Origin of the sequence: Eubacterium ramulus, assembly GCF_003122485.1 — a bacterium.
Classification (GTDB): domain Bacteria; phylum Bacillota; class Clostridia; order Lachnospirales; family Lachnospiraceae; genus Eubacterium_I; species Eubacterium_I ramulus_A.
In genome coordinates, this window is the sequence record NZ_JRFU01000012.1 from 22,470 (window position 1) to 42,211 (window position 19,742).

15 protein-coding genes are annotated in these 19,742 nt (G+C 45.3%); 3 read left to right on the top strand and 12 right to left on the bottom strand.

Annotated elements, in window-relative coordinates; translation table 11 throughout:
* Positions 1-36: 36 nt before the first annotated feature.
* The 10 genes from rsgA to LG34_RS01475 all read right to left on the bottom strand — a co-directional run bounded on the left by rsgA (position 37) and on the right by LG34_RS01475 (position 12,309).
* Positions 37-918 carry a ribosome small subunit-dependent GTPase A gene (gene rsgA, locus LG34_RS16580; RefSeq protein ID WP_181369247.1) on the bottom strand — a complete coding sequence of 294 codons (882 nt, stop codon included), beginning with the start codon at positions 916-918 and terminating at the stop codon, positions 37-39.
* 6 nt (positions 919-924) lie between these two features.
* Positions 925-2,988 (bottom strand): Stk1 family PASTA domain-containing Ser/Thr kinase, encoded by a 2,064-nt coding sequence (pknB, locus tag LG34_RS01435; RefSeq protein WP_181369248.1) that lies wholly within the window; start codon positions 2,986-2,988, stop codon positions 925-927.
* A complete protein-coding gene (locus LG34_RS01440) occupies positions 2,982-3,725 on the bottom strand; it encodes a Stp1/IreP family PP2C-type Ser/Thr phosphatase (protein ID WP_109214546.1) in 744 nt (247 codons plus the stop codon). Before LG34_RS01440 ends, pknB begins: the two co-directional genes overlap by 7 nt.
* A 3-nt stretch (positions 3,726-3,728) precedes the next feature.
* A complete protein-coding gene (gene rlmN / locus LG34_RS01445) occupies positions 3,729-4,772 on the bottom strand; it encodes a 23S rRNA (adenine(2503)-C(2))-methyltransferase RlmN (protein WP_109214547.1) in 1,044 nt (347 codons plus the stop codon).
* A gap of 74 nt (positions 4,773-4,846) precedes the next feature.
* On the bottom strand, positions 4,847-6,160 hold the full coding sequence (gene rsmB, locus LG34_RS01450) for a 16S rRNA (cytosine(967)-C(5))-methyltransferase RsmB (protein WP_109214548.1): 1,314 nt from the start codon (positions 6,158-6,160) through the stop codon (positions 4,847-4,849).
* Positions 6,150-6,872, bottom strand: coding sequence for a zinc metallopeptidase (locus tag LG34_RS01455; RefSeq protein WP_109214549.1), 723 nt, complete (start codon positions 6,870-6,872; stop codon positions 6,150-6,152). The genes rsmB and LG34_RS01455 overlap by 11 nt, the downstream gene beginning before the upstream one ends.
* Positions 6,873-6,891: 19 nt before the next feature.
* Positions 6,892-7,830: a methionyl-tRNA formyltransferase gene (fmt, locus tag LG34_RS01460; protein WP_109214550.1), complete on the bottom strand. Its 939-nt coding sequence runs from the start codon at positions 7,828-7,830 to the stop codon at positions 6,892-6,894.
* A 27-nt stretch (positions 7,831-7,857) separates the two neighbouring features.
* Positions 7,858-8,364 carry a peptide deformylase gene (gene def, locus LG34_RS01465; RefSeq protein ID WP_109214564.1) on the bottom strand — a complete coding sequence of 169 codons (507 nt, stop codon included), beginning with the start codon at positions 8,362-8,364 and terminating at the stop codon, positions 7,858-7,860.
* A 111-nt stretch (positions 8,365-8,475) separates the two neighbouring features.
* The gene (gene priA, locus LG34_RS01470) at positions 8,476-10,725 is read right to left on the bottom strand and encodes a replication restart helicase PriA (protein WP_242979769.1); all 2,250 of its coding nucleotides are present in this window, start codon (positions 10,723-10,725) and stop codon (positions 8,476-8,478) included.
* A gap of 36 nt (positions 10,726-10,761) precedes the next feature.
* A complete protein-coding gene (locus LG34_RS01475) occupies positions 10,762-12,309 on the bottom strand; it encodes a UDP-N-acetylmuramoyl-L-alanyl-D-glutamate--2,6-diaminopimelate ligase (RefSeq protein WP_109214551.1) in 1,548 nt (515 codons plus the stop codon).
* A gap of 405 nt (positions 12,310-12,714) precedes the next feature.
* Between LG34_RS01475 and pyrB the strand changes: the two genes are divergently transcribed.
* From pyrB to LG34_RS01490, 3 genes are all read left to right on the top strand, one after another.
* Positions 12,715-13,632 (top strand): aspartate carbamoyltransferase, encoded by a 918-nt coding sequence (gene pyrB / locus LG34_RS01480; protein WP_109214552.1) that lies wholly within the window; start codon positions 12,715-12,717, stop codon positions 13,630-13,632.
* A 3-nt stretch (positions 13,633-13,635) separates the two neighbouring features.
* Entirely contained in the window at positions 13,636-14,061 is a 426-nt protein-coding gene (locus LG34_RS01485; protein WP_109214553.1) for an aspartate carbamoyltransferase regulatory subunit, read from the top strand.
* A gap of 190 nt (positions 14,062-14,251) precedes the next feature.
* A complete protein-coding gene (locus LG34_RS01490) occupies positions 14,252-17,419 on the top strand; it encodes a glycoside hydrolase family 2 TIM barrel-domain containing protein (RefSeq protein ID WP_109214554.1) in 3,168 nt (1,055 codons plus the stop codon).
* A gap of 112 nt (positions 17,420-17,531) precedes the next feature.
* On the opposite strand, the gene frlD is transcribed toward LG34_RS01490, so the two are convergent.
* Both frlD and LG34_RS01500 read right to left on the bottom strand, forming a co-directional pair.
* Entirely contained in the window at positions 17,532-18,329 is a 798-nt protein-coding gene (frlD, locus tag LG34_RS01495) for a fructoselysine 6-kinase (RefSeq protein ID WP_109214566.1), read from the bottom strand.
* Between the two features lie 73 nt (positions 18,330-18,402).
* Positions 18,403-19,398, bottom strand: a complete 996-nt coding sequence (locus LG34_RS01500; RefSeq protein ID WP_109214555.1) for an SIS domain-containing protein — start codon at positions 19,396-19,398, stop codon at positions 18,403-18,405.
* Positions 19,399-19,742 lie beyond the last annotated feature (344 nt).

The window sequence follows — 19,742 nt, forward strand, 5'->3', positions numbered from 1 at the left end:
CTGAAATCGTATAAAATGATCAAAATACAATAACTACTAATATTTTCTTTTGTCTTTCAGTTCGTTGTAAATCTGAACGTAGTTATTGTACCGGCTCTGGCTGATTTTCCTTTCTGCCAGTGCCTCTTTGACGCCGCAATCCGGCTCACCGATATGGCTGCATCCGGTAAAACGGCAATTTTGTTCATACTCCATAAATTCCGGGAATAAGGTTCCCAGTGTTTCTTTTTCAAAAAAATCAGATGCCAGTGAACTGAAACCCGGGGTATCAAAAATATAGGTTTCTTCATCCAGCATGATCAACTGGGAATGTCTGGTGGTATGCTTTCCACGCTGAATCTTCTCACTGATGGCTCCGGTCTCCATCTGAACATCCGGTGCCAGCAGATTGATCAGGGTGGATTTACCAACACCTGACGGACCTGCAACAGTTGTTGTCTTTCCCTGCAATGCTTCCCGTAAAGGTGCAATGCCATCTTCTTCTTTCGCACTCAGGAAATACAGCGGATAACCACTGGTCTCATATGCCTCCCGAAGCTCCTGAATCTCAGTCTCCGATGCCAGATCTTCTTTATTAAAACAGATCAGTGTCGGAACTTCCTGCTGCTCCATCATCAGTAAAAATCGATCCAGCAGATTCAGATTCGGTTTGGGTGAAGTTCCCGCAAAGATCACCAATGCCTGATCGACATTTGCCACTGCCGGCCGGATCAGCGCATTTTTCCGCGGAAGGATCTCTACCACATTTCCCGTCTTTTCATCTTCATTGATAATGTCTATCTGTACATTGTCCCCCACCAGCGGTTTCAGTTTCTGCTGGCGGAAGGCTCCTTTTGCCTTACATTCATAGATACCGGATCCTGCTACTGATACGTAGTAGAATCCGGCAATTCCTTTTACAATCTTTCCCTGCTTCATAACCCGTTACTCTTTGTTAAAGTTTACATCCTGGCTCTGTTCCTGGCTTTGCTCTGTGCCGTTGGAATCGGTGTAGTGCCATGTGATCACAATAGTTCCCTTCGGAACATCGATGTCGTGTGCCTCTACCGTATACGGGAAGGAGGTGATACCGCTCCAGGAATGGATCAGATCGCTGCTTTCTGCTTTATACAGCGAGATATCAGCGGATGTAACCGTTACATTTGTCGGTGCTTTTACCGGAGATTTAATATAGTAGGAAATCTTCTCCGGACCACTGCTGACTACGATGGTAATCGAAGCACCTTTTTCTGCATACTGTCCACCGGAAATACTCTGACTGATGACATTGCCCTCAGCAACAGTATCACTGTGTTCTGTAGTTGTTGTGACATCAAAATCAAAAAGTGCTGCTTTCGCGTCCGCCTCGGATTTGCCTCTTACATCTGTAACTTTAATGGATTCTGTTCCCTGGCTGACGTAAATAGTTACTTTTGTGCCTTCTTTTACAGTCTTACCGGCTTTCGGATCCTGACGGATCACCTGACCGGACGGCACATCATTGCTGAATTCAAATTCTCTGGAAACTGTCAGATTTTTGTCCTCCAGTGTTGCCATGGCTGCTTCTGCCGTTTTTCCGGTAACATCCGGGACATCTACATCTTTGGCATTTTCTTCTTCACTTCCGGCAGAAACAGTAACTTTAATCATTGTTCCGGTCTTTACGGTCTCGCCTTTTGCTACATCCTGATCAATGATCTGTCCTTTTTCATAGGAATCAGAAATCTCGGTTCCTGCTTCAGTAACATTTAAGCCCAGTTTTTTCAGCTCTGTTTTTGCTTCGTCCAGTGTTTTTCCTTTCAGGTCGATCATAACAACAGACTCCTCGACATCTTCGGATACAAGGGTGTCATTTTTACTGTTATTTTTCTTTGATCCGAAATGGAACACATCAAAAAAGCTTCCTAAAATATATACCACAATGATTACGATAATGATTGCAACGACAATTCGCATGATTCCAACAATTTTTTCCATCTTGGAATTGAGGAAACGTCCTTCTTCCGCGTCATCATCGTCCTTATCATACTCACTCATATCATCATCGTACTCGCTCATGTCGTCTTCTTCTGGTTCCGGCTCATCCTGTTTCACCGCCTCGGTCTTTTTCTTGATCTCATTGACCTCATCGTCGGTGAGAACACGGGTTTTGTCCTGACTGAACGGAACCAGTGTCACGAAATCCTCATTCGGATTTAACAGTGCTTTTCTGAGATCGATCAGAAGACTCTCCATGGAGTCATAGCGGCGATCCGGACTTTTCTGCGTACATTTCTGGATAATTTTTTCCAGACTGATTGGCAGATTCGGTGCGTATTTGCTTGGCGGATCCATCTCATCCTGCAGATGCTGGATCGCTACTGCAACGGTGCTGTCTCCGTCGAACGGAACACGGCCGGTCACCATCTCGTACATAACGATACCAAGAGAATAGATATCGCTTCGGTTGCTGACATAGCCATTACGCGCCTGCTCCGGAGATGCATAGTGTACCGATCCCATTACATCAGAATGAATGGTATTTTCTGATACCGCTCTTGCGATACCAAAATCGGTTACTTTTACTTTTCCATCTGTGGAAATGATGATATTCTGCGGTTTGATATCCCGATGCACGATATTTTTTGCATGGGCTGCCTGAATACCACGTCCCACCTGGATGGCGATGCTCAGCGCTTCCTTATAAGTCAGCTGACCTTTTTTCTCAATATAAGTCTTTAAGGTAATTCCTTCTACATATTCCATTACAATGTAATGAATGCCGTTTTCACTTCCGACATCATAAATATTTACGATGTTTGGATGCTCTAATACCGCAGCGGACTGTGCCTCTGTGCGGAATTTGCTTACAAAATTTGTATCTTCGCTGAATTCTGACTTCAGCACTTTAATTGCTACATATCTGCCCAGAGCATGGTCCTTCGCCTTGTATACATCGGACATGCCTCCGGTTCCGACCTGACCTACGATCTCGTAGCGGTTCGCAATAAATGTTCCATTATTTAACATTCTGTCACCTCATCTGAATTAGGTTCTATTATAGTAACAGTGATATTGTCTCTTCCACCGTTTTGATTTGCAAGTTCAACAAGCCGTTCGGTTTTGTCCGCCAGGCTTCCGGTTCCATGCAGCACTTCAAGGATGACACTGTCTTCTACCATATTGGTGAGTCCATCCGAACAAAGTACAATGTATTCTCCTGCATGGACCTGTCGTTCAAAAATATCTATCTTCACATCTTCTGATGTGCCAATGGCACGTGTAATGATGTTCTTATTCGGGTGATTTCTGGCACTTTCCTCGTCCATTTTGCCAAGGCGCACCATCTCCTGAACCAGCGAATGGTCTTCCGTGATCTGTTCGATCGTATCTCCGATGATATACAGGCGACTGTCTCCCACGTTTGCCACAATCAGCGTATCCTGATCGATCACGGCAGCAACAATGGTCGTTCCCATTCCTTTCATCTGCTGATGCTCATCTGCATATTCCTTCAGTCTGCGGTTTGCTCTCTGAATACTCTGGGAAAGGATTGCCACCGGGCGCTTCTCCTGATTCTCTCTGATGGCCGCAACAACAGCTTCCACCGCAAAGCGGGATGCAAATTCTCCTGCTTTATGTCCGCCCATTCCATCTGCTACCAGAAAGAGATTGGGCAGATTTCCCACAGCTTCCTCTGAGGAATAGAGATAGTCCTGATTCATTTCTCTCGTTGTTCCAATATCTGTAAGAGAACTTATCTTCATCTTCTAAGAGTCCTGCCTTTCTGAATACCGTTTGCGTAGCTGTCCACATGCGCCATCTATATCACGGCCCATTTCTCTTCTAATAGTAACATTTATTCTGCATTTTTCAAGTTTATTTTTAAATTCCTGCACGGCTTTTCCGTCAGGTTGCACAAAATCACGCTCTTTAATCGGGTTTACAGGTATCAAATTGACGTGACAATTGATGCCTCTGATCAGTTCGGACAGTTGTTTTGCATCTTCCTCACTGTCGTTGACACCTGCCACCAGACTGTACTCAAAAGTGACACGTCTGCCTGTTTCCTCAAAATAATCCCGCAACGCCTCCACCACTTCATGGATCTCATAAGCTTTTGCCACCGGCATCAGTTCCAGACGTTTTTCCTGACTGGAAGCATGCAGGGACAATGCCAGTGTGATCTGAAGGTCTTCTTTTGCCAGATCCCGAATCCGTGGCACCAGACCACAGGTGGATACCGTAATATTTCTTTGGCTGATATGTAATCCGTTTTCGTCGGTCAGCATCCGAATAAACGTCAGCAGGTTGTCATAATTATCCAGCGGTTCGCCGGTTCCCATGACAACGACATTGGAAACACGCTCTCCGGTGTCTGCACTGATCCGGTAAATCTGCTCCAACATCTCTGCCGGTGTCAGGTTACGCACCAGTCCATCTAAGGTTGACGCACAGAAACGGCAGCCCATACGGCACCCAACCTGAGAGGAAATACACACGGAATTGCCGTGTTTGTAGCGCATCAGCACGCTCTCTACCATATTGTGGTCTTCCAGCTCAAACAGATATTTTCTGGTTCCATCGATGGCAGACTCCTGCATGGTCACCTGTTTTAATACCGTAAAAGTGCTGTTTTCCGAAATCTGTTCTCTCAGTTTTGCTGGAAGATTGCTCATCTGCTCCACAGAATCTGCCAGTTTTACGTGCATCCACTGATATAACTGTTTCGCACGGAATTTCTTTTCCCCGTGTTCTAATACCCACTGTTCCAGCTGGTCCATAGGCAATGATTTCAAATCTGTTTTTTCCATATTATACTCCGTTCAAGAATGTCTTCTGACATTCTTGCTGCGATCAGATGTGCGATTTCGCCTCTCATCTGATATTATTTACGATGCATTTTTGCCATAAAGAATCCATCGCATCCCTCATAAGGGAAGCACTGACGCATCTGCTCCAGTTCAAACTCTGTATGCGTCTCTAAAAATTTATGTACATTTTCTTCGTTTTCTTCTTTTGTCATCGTACAGGTACTGTATAACAACGTACCGTCCGGTTTGACATAACGGCAGACAACCTGCAGGATTTCCTGTTGTAACGCTGCCAGCTCCTGAATTTTTTCCTCAGAAGCGTTATATTTGATATCGGTTTTCGTTCCGATCACACCAAGTCCGGAACATGGCAGATCCGCGATAACCACATCGGCTTTTTCTTCCGCGGATGCATCAAATTCAGTGGCATCCCACACTTTTGCCGTCATATTCGATAACTGACAGCGTTCAATGTTATCCTCGATCATCGCGACTTTATATTCTGTCAGATCTCTGGACTCCACATGACCCGTTTCACCGATCATGCGGGCTGCGTACACACTCTTGCCACCCGGTGCCGCACAGACATCGATCACGGTATCTCCCGGCTTTGGTGCTGCCATTTCCACGGCAAGCATGGACGCGGTATCCTGTACATAGAGCAGACCGTTTTCAAATTCTTCGATTTCATCCAGAGCTTCGTATCCGGACAGGAATAATGCCCGTTTGATCTCCGGGTTTTGTGTGACGGTAATTCCCTGCGCCTGCAAAGATGCCGTAATTTCTTCCATAGAAATGCGGTCCGTATCTACCTGTACCGAAGTCGGATGCGGCTGTAAAAATGCTTCCAGACTCTTTTCACAGGCTTCTTTTCCGTATTGTCGGATAAAACGGGCAACGATCCATTCCGGAACGGAATAGCGCACGGACAGATATTTTTCCGGCTCTTTGTCAGCATCCGGCAGTTTGATCTGGTCCAGATTCCGGGCAATGTTTCGCATTACGCCGTTGACAAATCCCTTCAGGCCGGAAAATCCACGTTTTACCGTAAGTTTCACCGCCTCATTACAGGCAGCGGAATCCGGTACGGAATCCATGTATTTTAACTGATACACACCGCTTCGCAGGATGGCTGCGATCACCGGCTTCATCTTTTTTACTTTTGTTTTGGAAAACTGGTTGATGATGGCATCCAGTTCGATCATGCGCTCTAAGGTTCCCTGTGATAAGCGGGTGATGAAGGCACGATCCTGTTTTGGCAGATAACGGTATTTATCCAGCACATCGCGGATGGCGATATGGGAAAATTCACCGTCTCTGGTCACAGCTAACAGGATATCCACCACCAGATTTCTCGTATTAACATTGTCATTTCTGTTATTCGTCATCTCTGCGTCGTCCTCCAAATAAGATGATCAGCCGCAGAAGCTGCAGGATCATAGATGCTGCACTTGCCACATAAGTCATAGCTGCCGCGGTCAGGACTTTTCTCGTATCCCGCAGTTCATTTCCGCCTAAAATACCGGTGCGTTCCAGCTGCTGCATGGCACGATGAGAAGCATTAAACTCTACCGGCAGTGTAATGAGCTGAAACAGTACCGCCAGGGAGAACATGATGATTCCTGCCTGAATCAGTACGGAACTCATGGAACCGCGGATAAACAGACCAATAATGATCAGTGGCCATGCCAGATTGGAACCGATATTTGCCACCGGCACAAAAGCGCCACGAACACGCAGCGGAACATATCCGTTTGCATGCTGGATCGCATGCCCGCACTCATGGGCTGCCACGCCCACTGCTGCAACGGAAGTTGAATTGTATACACTGTCTGACAGACTTAACGTCTTATTCATCGGATTGTAATGATCCGTCAGGTTTCCGGAAATATGCTGTACCTGCACGTCATGGATGCCCGCATCCCGTAAAATTCGCTCGGCTGCCATGGCACCGGTCATTCCCGACATGCTGCGCACCCGCTGATAACGGTTAAAGGTACTGTTCATTCGTGCCGATGCGATCAGACAGATAATTGCTCCGATAACGACAAGAATATAAGTATAGTCCATCCAGTAAAATCCATAATATCTATAAGGCATAGTAGTCACTTCTTTCTGCTTAATTTTCAGTTCCCAGTTTCATTCCGTCGCTCAAGGCATTTCCACGCAAAAATGCATCTGCGGTCATTCGTTTTTTACCCTCTAACTGTACTTCTTCCAGCATCAGGATACCGTCTCCGGTCTGCACACCGACTTCGTGTTTTGTCACAACTGCCAGTTCTCCCGGTGCATGTTCCGAAGTTTCGTCTTTTACAGATGCTGCCCAGATTTTCAAAGTCTTTCCATGGAGATAAGTATATGCACTCGGCCACGGATTTAAACCTCGGATCAGACATTCAATCTCTTTTGCCGGTTTTGTCCAGTCAATGATGCCAAACTGCTTTTTGATCAGGGTTGTTTTTGTCGCTGCCTCATGATCCTGTTTTGTATAAGTAGCTGTTCCATTTTCAATAGCTGTCAAAGTACGGACACACAGATCTGCACCAACTTCGCTCAGACGGTCAAACAGGCTTCCGCCGGTTTCTTTTTCGTCCAGAACAACTTCTTCTTTCATGATCATGTCACCGGTATCCAGTCCCTCATCCATGCGCATGGTTGTCACACCGGATACTTTATCTCCGTTGATGACTGCCCACTGGATCGGCGCTGCACCTCTGTATTTTGGCAGCAGAGACGCATGTACGTTCACGCAGCCGTATTTTGGCATTTCCAGGATTTCTTTTGGCAAAATCTGACCAAACGCTACTACTACGATGATATCTGCGTTGTATTTTCTTAAATATTCCACACATTCCGGCTCCCGGACACGGCGCGGCTGATATACTTCGATGCCAAGCTCAACGGCAGCTTCTTTTACCGGTGGAAACTGCATTGCCTTGCCTCTGCCCTTGGGCTTGTCCGGCTGTGTAACTGCCAGGACTACTTCATGTCCTGCTTCGATTAACGCTTTTAATGTACCCACAGAAAAATCCGGGGTTCCCATAAAGATTACTCGCATCTTCTGATTCCTCCTGACCTGTAAAGATTACTCTTCGTCGATTTCTTCCCAGTCTTCCTCATCTTCCGGATCCGCATACTGTACGTCGTGGAGTTCGCCCTCTACTTTTTCCACATACATATGTCCATCCAGATGATCCAGCTCATGGCAGATTGCACGCGCAAGAAGTCCTTCACCCTCGATCTCGTACGGTTCCAAATTTTCATCGTATGCTTTTGCTTTTACATAGTTCGGGCGTGTCACCTGACCGGCTCTGCCCGGAAGGCTTAAGCATCCCTCGTCACCGGTCTGGCTACCGGCGGTCTCAAGGATCTCCGGGTTGATCATAACGATCGGTCCCTCTCCTACATCGATTACTACGATTCTTCGCAGTACGCCGACCTGCGGTGCTGCAAGACCCACGCCGCATGCGTCATACATAGTCTCCAGCATATCGTCGATCAGCTCTGAAATACGCGGGGTTACTTTTTTCACCTCACGACATACTTTTGTCAAAACTTCATCGCCCATAATTCTGATTGTTCTAAGTGCCATTTTTGTCTCCTCGTTTCCTCTTTTTTCAGTTTCAGATTTTCCCGGTTTTCTCACCGGTTTTCGTATTCTGTCCACTGTATTTTTCTGTTTGCCTTTTCATTTTTCCATTTGTTAAAATCCATTCATCGGATCAAAATCAAACTGAATATTTACATTGCGAAATGCCGGATCGATACGAATATATTCTTCCAGCATATTTTTGATGCTGACCAGCTTCTGATAATCCGCAGCTTTGGCATACAGCATTTTCCGATAAATATCATTGACTTTGGAAACTGCCGCATCTGCCGGACCAATAACCTGCAGACTGCTTTTTTCGTTATCTGACTGAGTCAGCATCTTATATTTTAACACATCCTGTGCCTGTTTGACCAGCATTTCCTGTGCACCTGCCGCATGAATCACCAGCATATGCCATTTTGGCGGATAATGCATCATCTCTCTTAAGAATATTTCCTGTTCAAAAAATGCTTCGTAATCCTGTTCGGCAGCTGTCACAACGCTGTAATGCTCCGGCTGATACGTCTGGATCACGACCTCGCCCTGTCGGTGTCCGCGCCCGGCTCTGCCCGCTGCCTGTGTCAGCAGCTGAAACGTCCGCTCTGCCGCACGGTAATCGCTGATATGAAGGGACAGATCTGCTGCCAGCACGCCAACCAGCGTAACATTTGGAAAATCATGTCCTTTCACGATCATCTGGGTTCCGATCAGAATATCTGCCTCGCCGTTTGCAAATGCAGATAAAATTTCTTCATAACCGCCTTTTTTACGGGTGGTGTCCAGATCCATGCGAAGTACCCGCGCCGTTGGAAACTGCCGTTTCACCATTTCTTCGATCTTCTGGGTTCCTGCCTTGAAACCTCCAATATAAGGAGAACCGCAGGACGGGCACTCTTTCACCATCGGCTGCTCATATCCACAGTAATGGCAGACTAACTTTCCGTTGTTGTGCAGGTTCAGCGACACATCACAATGCGGGCATTTAATGACTTCTCCACAGGAACGGCAGGAGACAAAACCTGCCACACCGCGGCGGTTGATAAAAAGCATGATCTGTTCTTTTTTCTCCAAACGGTCTGTGATCAGCTCCCGCAGTTTGTCACTGAAAATGGAACGGTTTCCATTTCTTAATTCTTCCCGCAGATCCACCGTGTATACACTCGGCAGCGGACGGGCACTGACACGTTCTTTCATCTCGAACAAACGATACTGCCCCTGCTTTGCCCGGTCATAACTCTCTACCGAAGGAGTGGCAGAACCAAGCACTACCCTGGCACCGCACATCTGCGCCCGCGCGATTGCCGTCTCTCTGGCATGATACCGCGGCACGGTCTCACTTTTGTATGCCGCTTCGTGTTCCTCATCAATGATGATAACACCCAAATTTGGAAAAGGTGTGAACAGCGCAGACCGCGGACCGATCATCACGTCCAAAAGCCCGCTTTTTGCCCGTTCAAACTGATCGGAGCGCTCTCCCGCGGACATGCGGGAGTTCAAAATTGATACCCGGTCACCGAAATGGTTGTAAAAACGAAGTACGGTCTGAAAAGTCAGCGCAATCTCCGGAATCAGGACGATTGCCTGCTTTCCGGACTTTACCACCTGCTCAATGATTTCCATATATACTTCTGTCTTTCCGCTGCCGGTGACTCCATGGATCAGGCACGGGCGTTCATCGCTCCGCTGCCAGCCTGATAAAATTTCATCCGCAACGCGTCGCTGCGTCAGATTCAGGGAAACAATGTTTCCCTGCTTTTTCATCTGATCCAGCGGATTGCGCCAGTTTCGGATGTGTTCCACACGGATCAGCTCCCTCTCCTGCATGGCACGGATCACAGAAGCTGTAATATTCAGCTTCTGTGTCACCGTCTCATAGGGGAGTGGAGACTGTTTCAGCAGCGCTTCCATCAGCCGCGCACGCGCGGTCTGATGCTTGCGCTGCAATTCGCCAAGCTGCGCTTTTGCTGTTGCGGCATCTGGCTTCAGCCAGATCATCCGCTTTTCCTTCTCCGTTGTCTTCTGTTTTACCGGAATCACTGTTTTCAATGCCTGATTCATCGTCCCGCCGAAATTTTCCCGCATCCAGGCGGCAAGCGCGATCAGCTGCCCTTCGATCGGAATCCCTTCCCGCACGACCCGCAGGACAGATTTCATCCGGCTTACGTCAAATTCCGGCTGATCTGTCACTTCCACCACATAGCCGCGCATATGTCGGTTTCCATTTCCAAAGGGAACCTCCACCGGTGTGCCCGGATGAATCTGATCTGCCAGCATTTCCGGAATCAGATACTGAAACGTACGGTCCAGTTTTTCCAGGGAAATGTCGATAATAATGTTTGCATACAATGTTTTTTTATCCATAGTGCTCCTTTTTACTCTTCTCTGCTGACTGTTATCTTACCAAACCTTACACTTCATCGCAAGTTTCCGATCATCCATCGGATATTTTTCCCCGTTGATCTCCTGATAGGTCTCATGACCCTTTCCGGCAATCACCACGATATCTCCGGGTTTTGCATGGGAAATGCCATAGGCGATTGCCTGCCCCCGATCCGGAATCCTGCCGTATTTTCCTTTTGCCGCTTCCAGCCCAAGACAGATCTCATCCGCAATTTTTTCCGGATCTTCCTCTCTGGGATTATCCGTGGTCACCACCACCAGATCTGCCAGCCGCCCTGCCACTTCGCCCATTTGAAATCTGCGTTCTGCCGCCCGGTTTCCGCCACAACCGAAAATACAAATAATCCGCCCCGGGTGATAATCCCGCAGCGTCCTCAGCAACGCATCCAGTGCCATGGCATTGTGCGCATAATCCACGATGACGATAAAACGTGGCGATACCGGAAGCATTTCGATGCGTCCCGGCACCTGCAGGGTATGCAGTGCTTTTTCAATTGCTTCCTCCGGTATCTGATACTGTTCCGCCACAGAAATCGCTGCCAGCGAATTGTATATAGAAAACTTGCCCGGAGCATTTACCACCACATTCCAGCTGTTTTCCGAAGCAGCTTCCATTTCTCCCTGATTTTTTCCGATCCGATATCTGTTCAGATGATACTGCACACCCAGACGGTCGCTTCCTCGCAAAAGCTGTACCCGGTCTGCACAGTAATCTGCCTGTCTGGAAAATCCATAGGTAAGTACCTTCTCACAGCTGCTGCCGCGCCACATTTCCTGCCAGTATGGATCATCCTGATTAAAAATTCCAATTCGGCACTGACAGAACAACCGATGCTTACATGCCATATACTCCGCAAAATCTGCATGTTCGCCTGCTCCGATATGGTCTTCCCGCAGATTGGTAAAAACGGCTGCGTCAAACATGATTCCGTTCACCCGATGTAACTTCAACGCCTGAGAAGAAACTTCCATCACCACGTACTGACAGCCATGATCCACCATTTTTCGCAATATTTCATACAATTCATACGATTCCGGTGTGGTGTTGCGGATCTTCTGCTGCCAGGTGTCATAGCAGACTTCAATGGTTCCGATCAGACCGCTCTTCTGACCAGCTGCGGTGAACATTTTCCAGATCATCCAGGCAGTGGAAGTCTTGCCTTTTGTTCCCGTAACACCGATGATTTTTAAATTTTCCTGTGGATTATCAAACCATTGACGTGAAATAGAAGCCAACGCAGCTCTGGTATCCTTAGTTTCCAACACACAGATTTTTCGCAGGTTATTAACTTTTCTTAAATTATTAATTTGATTTATCTGTTCTTCATCTATCACATCTTTCTCCGTCAGGATCGCCGCCGCTCCCCGTTCCACCGCCTCCCGGATAAACGCATGCCCATCCTGCCTGCTTCCCTGAATGCAGACAAACAATGCTCCCGGCTCTACTTTTCTGCTGTCATATGCCACCTGCGTCACTTCCCGGGGCAGCTCTCCCCGGATACATCGCCATTTAAGCCCCTGCAACAATTTTTCCGTCTGCCGCATACCAGCCTCAACCCCTGATTTACCGTTGTATTTAAGATATGAAACTTCGCTCTGTTCTGTGTCTCAGGCAACTTACTTCCGCAGTCATCGTCTCCACGTTTCTGTCATTTTTCCATACTCTGAACAATGTCTGAATTTTCGCACAAAAGCACTGACTGAATGGTCAAATTTCTACATCAGGAATGCCAACTACCTATTGAATTTTGCAACTTCATAGTATATGATATTTAAGATAAACAATGCAGTTGTCCCATCACAATGTATCCGGATAACTCCTGATGCACGCAGGATCGTCATCAACGGATTTTCCGGATTGCAGAAGGCTTCCCGAAGAACATCTTCCAAGAAGCTTTCTCATATGTAATAGGTAAACTGTGAAACTATATACAATCAAGGAGGAGACCTATGAGACATTTAATGAGCCCGTTAGATTTATCCGTGGAAGAAACAGATAAATTGCTCAATCTCGCGAACGATATTGAAAAGAATCCGGAAAAATATGCACATGCATGTGCCGGCAAGAAGCTTGCTACCTGCTTCTATGAGCCAAGTACCAGAACCCGACTCAGTTTTGAAGCGGCTATGTTAAATCTTGGCGGATCCGTGCTTGGTTTTTCCAGTGCTGACAGTTCTTCCGCTGCCAAAGGAGAAAGTGTTTCCGATACTATCCGTGTCATCTCCAGTTATGCTGATATCTGTGCAATGCGTCACCCGAAGGAAGGTGCTCCGTTAGTTGCCTCCGAAAAATCCACAATTCCTGTCATTAATGCAGGTGATGGCGGACATCAGCATCCGACACAGACACTTACCGATCTTCTTACTATTCACAGTCTCAAAGGTCATCTCGACAATCTGACCATTGGTTTATGTGGTGACCTGAAATTTGGACGTACTGTTCACTCACTGATTCATGCTCTGATTCGTTACCCTAATGTAAAATTTGTGCTGATCTCTCCGGAAGAACTGCGTGTTCCAAGCTATATTCGTGAAGATGTACTTGCCCAGAACAATGTTCCTTTCAAAGAGGTGGTTCGTCTGGAAGAAGCTCTGCCGGAACTGGATATCCTTTACATGACTCGTGTACAGAAAGAGCGTTTCTTCAATGAGGAAGATTACATCCGCATGAAAGATTTCTACATTTTAGACAAAACAAAAATGGAACTGGCTCCGGAAGATATGCTGGTACTCCATCCGCTGCCACGTGTCAATGAGATTTCTACCGAAGTAGATGATGATCCGAGAGCAGTATATTTCAAACAGGCTCAGTACGGCGTTTACGTTCGTATGGCCCTGATTCTTACATTATTAGGAGTGGAGGTATAAGCAATGTTAAACGTAGGTGCAATCAAAGAAGGTTTTGTATTAGACCATATCAAAGCAGGCATGAGCCTTTCCATCTATCATGATCTGAAGCTGGATGAGCTGGATTGCTGTGTTGCTATCATCAAAAATGCAAAAAGCAACAAAATGGGCAAAAAAGATATCCTGAAAGTAGAATGCAACATCGACAACTTAGACCTGGATATTCTTGGTTTTATCGATCACAACATCACAGTAAACATCATCAAAGATGAGCGCATTGTGGAAAAACGTGCATTAAAACTTCCGACATCCGTTACCAATGTCATCAAATGCAAAAACCCGCGTTGTATCACTTCCATCGAGCAGGAACTGGATCAGATCTTCCTTCTGACCGATCCGGAGCACGAAGTATACCGCTGCAAATACTGTGAAGCTAAATACAAAAAATAATATCCACGCTGTGAAAATTCTGTAAAAAGATGTTTTTCAAATAGTGTGTGTAAACAGTGAAATAATTATTAAGAACGGACTGCATACCTTGCTATGTAGTCCGCTTTTTTATATAATAAATCCATATGAGTATTAAGTTTTTTACTCATTATTTCAAGGAAAAAATCATTTTCATGAGGAGGGTTTTTACATGATTATTCCAAAGTATTTTGAAGACAATCATACCTTTGGTGTCAACGATGAGCCGATGCGTGCTTATTACATTCCGACATCTACCGCGCAGAATCCGGACTGGAAGTGCCGTCAGGAAACTGATCGTTTCTTCTTATTAAACGGCGACTGGAGCTTCCGGTATTTTGACAGCATTTATGATTGTCAGGAAGCTTTTTACGAGGAGGGTTATGATACCCGTCATTTCGACACACTTCCGGTTCCATCAAACTGGCAGGATCACGGCTATGATATTCATCAGTATACAAATACGCGCTATCCGTTCCCGTTTGATCCGCCCTATGTACCGCACGAAAACCCATGCGGCGCATACGTTCGCAAATTTACATATAAAAAACCGGAAGGAACCGCTACTTACCATCTGAATTTTGAAGGTGTAGACTCCTGCTACTATGTATGGTTAAACGGCACCTTTATCGGATATCATCAGGTTTCCCACTCCACCGGTGAATTTGACATCACCGACGCACTTCGGGAAGGTGAAAACACCCTTGCGGTTCTTGTTTTGAAATGGTGTGACGGCAGCTATCTGGAGGATCAGGACAAATTCCGCAACTCCGGTATTTTCCGTGATGTCTATGTGCTTGCAAGACCGGAAAACTATGTCCGTGATTTCTTTATCAAAATGCAGTTAAAAGACAATTATACTGCTGCAGACGTAACAATTCCGCTGACGTTTGCAAAAGAATCCATTCCGGTTTCTTACAAACTGACCACTGCCTGCGGCTGCGTTGTTGCAGAAGGTGTTTCTGAAGGAGACAGCATTACATTTTCTGCTTCCGATCTCACCCTGTGGAATGCAGAACATCCGTATCTGTATACACTGACTCTTTCCACCGATGGTGAAACGATTCGCCAACGCATCGGTTTCCGTGAAATCAGCATCAAAGATTCCATTGTATACCTGAATGGTCAGAAAGTTCGTTTCCGCGGATCCAACCGTCATGACAGTGATCCTTATGTAGGTTCTGCTGTTACGTTGGAACATATCCGCAAAGATATGAGTCTGATGAAACAGCACAATTTCAATGCTATCCGCACCAGCCATTATCCGAATGCACCGGAGTTTTATGAGTTGTGTGACGAATACGGTTTCTATGTCATCGACGAATCCGACATAGAGATCCACGGTGTTGTAAACCTGTACAACCTGAATATCTGGAAAGAAGGAAAGAAAAACCCGTTCCCACCGTTTTTATCTGACAACGAAGACTGGACCGACAGCGTTGTCGACCGTGTTCAGAAAAATGTCATGCGTGACAAGAACCGTACCAGCGTTGTCATCTGGTCTATGGGAAATGAGGCCGGCTATGGATGCACTTTTGAGGATGCCCTTGCATGGACAAAATCCTACGATCCGACCAGACTGACACATTATGAGAGCTCCATGCACCATCCGCGCAATCCGAAACGTGGAAAAACAGATTTCTCCAATATTGATCTGCGCAGCCGCATGTACGCTGCAATCCCGGAAATGCATGCCTATCTGGACAATAACCCGGACAAACCATTTATTCAGTGCGAGTTTATTCATGCTATGGGAAATGGACCTGGAGATATTGAGGACTACTATCAGTTAGAGGAACAGTATGACACCTTCGTTGGTGGCTTCGTCTGGGAGTGGTGTGATCACGGTATTTATATGGGCACCACCAATGATGGTCGTAAAAAATTCTACTACGGCGGTGACTCCGGCGAATATCCGCATGATGGTAACTTCTGTATGGATGGACTTGTTTACCCTGACCGCAGACCGAGCACCGGTTTGAAAGAATATAAAAATGTACATCGTCCGGTTCGTGTCCATCTGGTGGATGCTGCTTCCGGCACTTACATTTTGCAAAACAATCTGGATTTCACCAACTTAAAAGATGAGCTGTATCTGACTTATGAAATCCTGCAAAATGGTGTAGCTGTTGCTTCCGGTGAGATTAGAGATACGGGCATTCTTGATGTATCTCCAAGAAGCAAAAAGACAGTTCAGTTACCGATCAAACCATTAACGGACGGTGCTTGCTCTGTTATCATCCGTTCTCATCAGCTGCATGAGAAACCGTTTACACCAGCTGATTTCAAACTTGGTTTTGACCAGATCCTGCTGAATGAAAACTGCACAGATACTTTAACTGCCCTGTTGGATGCAGAAAAAGCTGCCGCAGACACAAGTTCCAACGGCTCTTGCGATACAAACGATACTGTTTCTGCTATCAGCTATACAGAAAATGATCGTGCTATCACAATCAACGGTACTAATTTCGTCTATGTATACAATAAACTCACCGGAATGTTTGACAGCATGATCTACAAAAATCACAGCTTCTTAAAACGTCCGATGGAGATGAATATCTGGCGTGCTCCGACAGACAATGACCGCGTGGTTAAGACACTGTGGTACGAAGCAGGTTATGACAAAATGACACAGCGTGCTTATGACACAACGGTTGAAACACTGTCCGATAGTTCCCTGAAACTACACACAACCTCTTCCATGGCTCCGATTTACCGTCAACGTTTCCTGGAAATTGATGCAGAATGGATCATCACACCGGATGGAATTATCAAATCCAATATGGAAATTGAACGGGACGCTATCATGCATGGCATGTACAGTGAATATTTCAATGATGTGACCGAAAATGAGAATCCGTTCCAGCCAAATGAGGCATTTCTGCCGAGACTTGGTGTTCGTCTGTTCCTGTCAAACCAGATGGATCAGGCTGAGTATTACGGATATGGACCTTATGAGAGTTATATCGACAAACGCCGTGCAAGTTATCTTGGTAAATTTGATGCAAGGGTTTGTGATCTGCATGAGGATTATATGCGTCCGCAGGAAAACGGAAGCCACTATCATTGCGAATATGTCAGCGTTGCTGATGATAACAGAAAACTGACTGTATATAATGAGAAGCCGATTTCCTTTAATCTGTCCGAGTATACAGAAGAAGAACTGACCACGAAAGGTCATAATTATGAACTGGAAAAATCCGGATACACTGTATTCTGTATCGATTACAGACAGAGTGGTATCGGTTCCGGAAGCTGTGGTCCTCAGCTGGCAAAAGAATATCGTCTGGACGATACTCATTATACGTTCTCTTTCCACTTGAAACCGGAAATTTTATAATTTCTTATCAAACACAAAAACATAAGACACATTCGATGCCGTAGAATGTGTCTTATGTTTTCTTTCTTATTACTTCGCACTTATAGAAGTGAGAGCCCATTACACATCTATCTTACCAGGCTCCGCTATAGCCCAGTGTCACACTGCTGTTTTTTGCTCCCTGTTCCATACTTTCCTGTAATGATTTTCCCTGTAAGATACCATATAAAAAGCCTGCAATGAAGCTGTCACCGGCTCCCATCGTATCCACGACATCGCATGGGATAATCCCAAACTCCGTATAACTTGTGCCGTCATAAGCAATGCTTCCTTTTGTACCTCTGGTGACGATGACTGTCTTTGCTCCCTTTTCCTGCATTTCTTCCATGAAGTTTCGCATCCATTCTTCATCTTCTCCATCATAGGCAAAAAATGCATAATCCACAAATGGAATCGCGATATCAATCACCGGGCTTTCATATTTCGTTGCAAAGTCAAAAGCAATCCTGGTGCCACAAGCCTTGATTTTCTCAAGATCATTCTCTATCATCCCCCAGATTCCGGATACGACCAGATCATGGCTTCCAAGAAATTCAATATCTTCTTCACTCAGCTTGAAATCTGCCATAACGCCTTCCTCATAATCTCCGAGAATACGCTCTCCGTCTATAATTTCCACGTGTGTCACAGCCGTACTGCCAGGCATCACTTTCAAATGAGAAATATCCACCCCTTTTTTTGCAATTGACTCCTTCATTAATTTCCCATATGCATCGTCTCCAACGACACCGGTATAAGACGCTTCCCCGCCAAGCCGAACCGCATAAACGGCAACATTCACCGGATTTCCTCCCGGAAATGCCCCACCTGTCTGATCATAAGCATCCACGCAATTGTCTCCTACAGCTGCAATTTTAATCTTTTTCTCCATTTTCAGCATTCCTCGCATCACTTCATCATTGTTTATCTTTCAGTACGCAGAATCATCTTTTCTTCCAAATTCATTAATAATCAAACTGACGATAATATCTTCTGATTTCCATTGGATGGCAATTGATCTGCTCCAAATGTGCATCAATACGCTGTGTTACAGCATGGGTCACAAGATGAGACAGATTTCCACGGAATTCCTCGCTGATTCCTTTCAACTCATAGTCTTTGGAATCAATTACTGTGTAATTTGCACAAACACGCGGCAGGAATTTTACTACTCGTTCACTCAGAGAACGCTGTGCATCTTCACCTACAAATACAGTGACCGGTGTATCGCGGTCTACAATTTCCAGCATTCCATGGAAAAATTCTGCACTGTGGATAGATTTTGTACGGATCCAATGCTGCTCTTCCCAGTAGCACATTGCATAAGAATATGTTGAACCATACTGATTACCTGCTCCTACAAAATAATGGATACTGTCATTGCAATGTTTCTTTGCAAATGCCTCTCCAAATGCATCCGCTGCTTTCTCAACTTCTACCAGATCTACAGCCAGATTTTCATCCAGTTCTTTGTAATAACGATCATATTCCGGGAATTCACCTGCATTGTACATAAAACGGTCTGCAACCATAAAAAACTTCAGCTGTTCATTGCCCGGATATGCAATTTCATAATCTACGATCTGCGCCAGTTCTGTAGTATCCACATCAATAAATCCAAGCACCTTTGCTCCCGCTGCAGAAGCTTTTTTGACACCTTCCACCATCTCGATGGTACTTCCGGTTACGGATGAAACCACAACAATCGTATCTGCTCCAACTTTTTTATTTCCAGTTGTCAGATATTCTGCTGCATTTTCCACGAAAAAGTCAAGTCCTGATTTTTCTTTCATATGAACTTCTGCCTGTAAGCAGGAAGCATAAGTGCCTCCTATGCCAAGCCAGCAGATATTTTTAAATCCATCTTTACAGATCTGGTCTACAATTTCTTCAATTTTCCCGCGCAATGCAAGTGCACCTTTTACACTGTCAATCTGTTTCTGCTCATCAAATTTCAACATGTTATTTTGATATCCTCCTTTAATTCCTTTTCCTTTTTTGCAACCACTTATGTAAATTACTATACCACAGTTTCTTAAATAGTCAACATCTTTTTTAAAAATGTTATTCTACGCATTTAATAACTATATGTTTTTCGCGATTATATCTTGTGTTTTATTCATTATCATTCATTTTTTGGCATATTTGCATAACCGGCTGATTTAGACCACTAGTGCATTTTTTTATACCAATCATATTTGACGAACAGATTGCATCTGTTATATGATAGAAATAAGCAACTATTCGGTAGCATGAATGTAAAAGATGTTCTATAATAATCTTTTCATATAGTTATTTTTAAAAT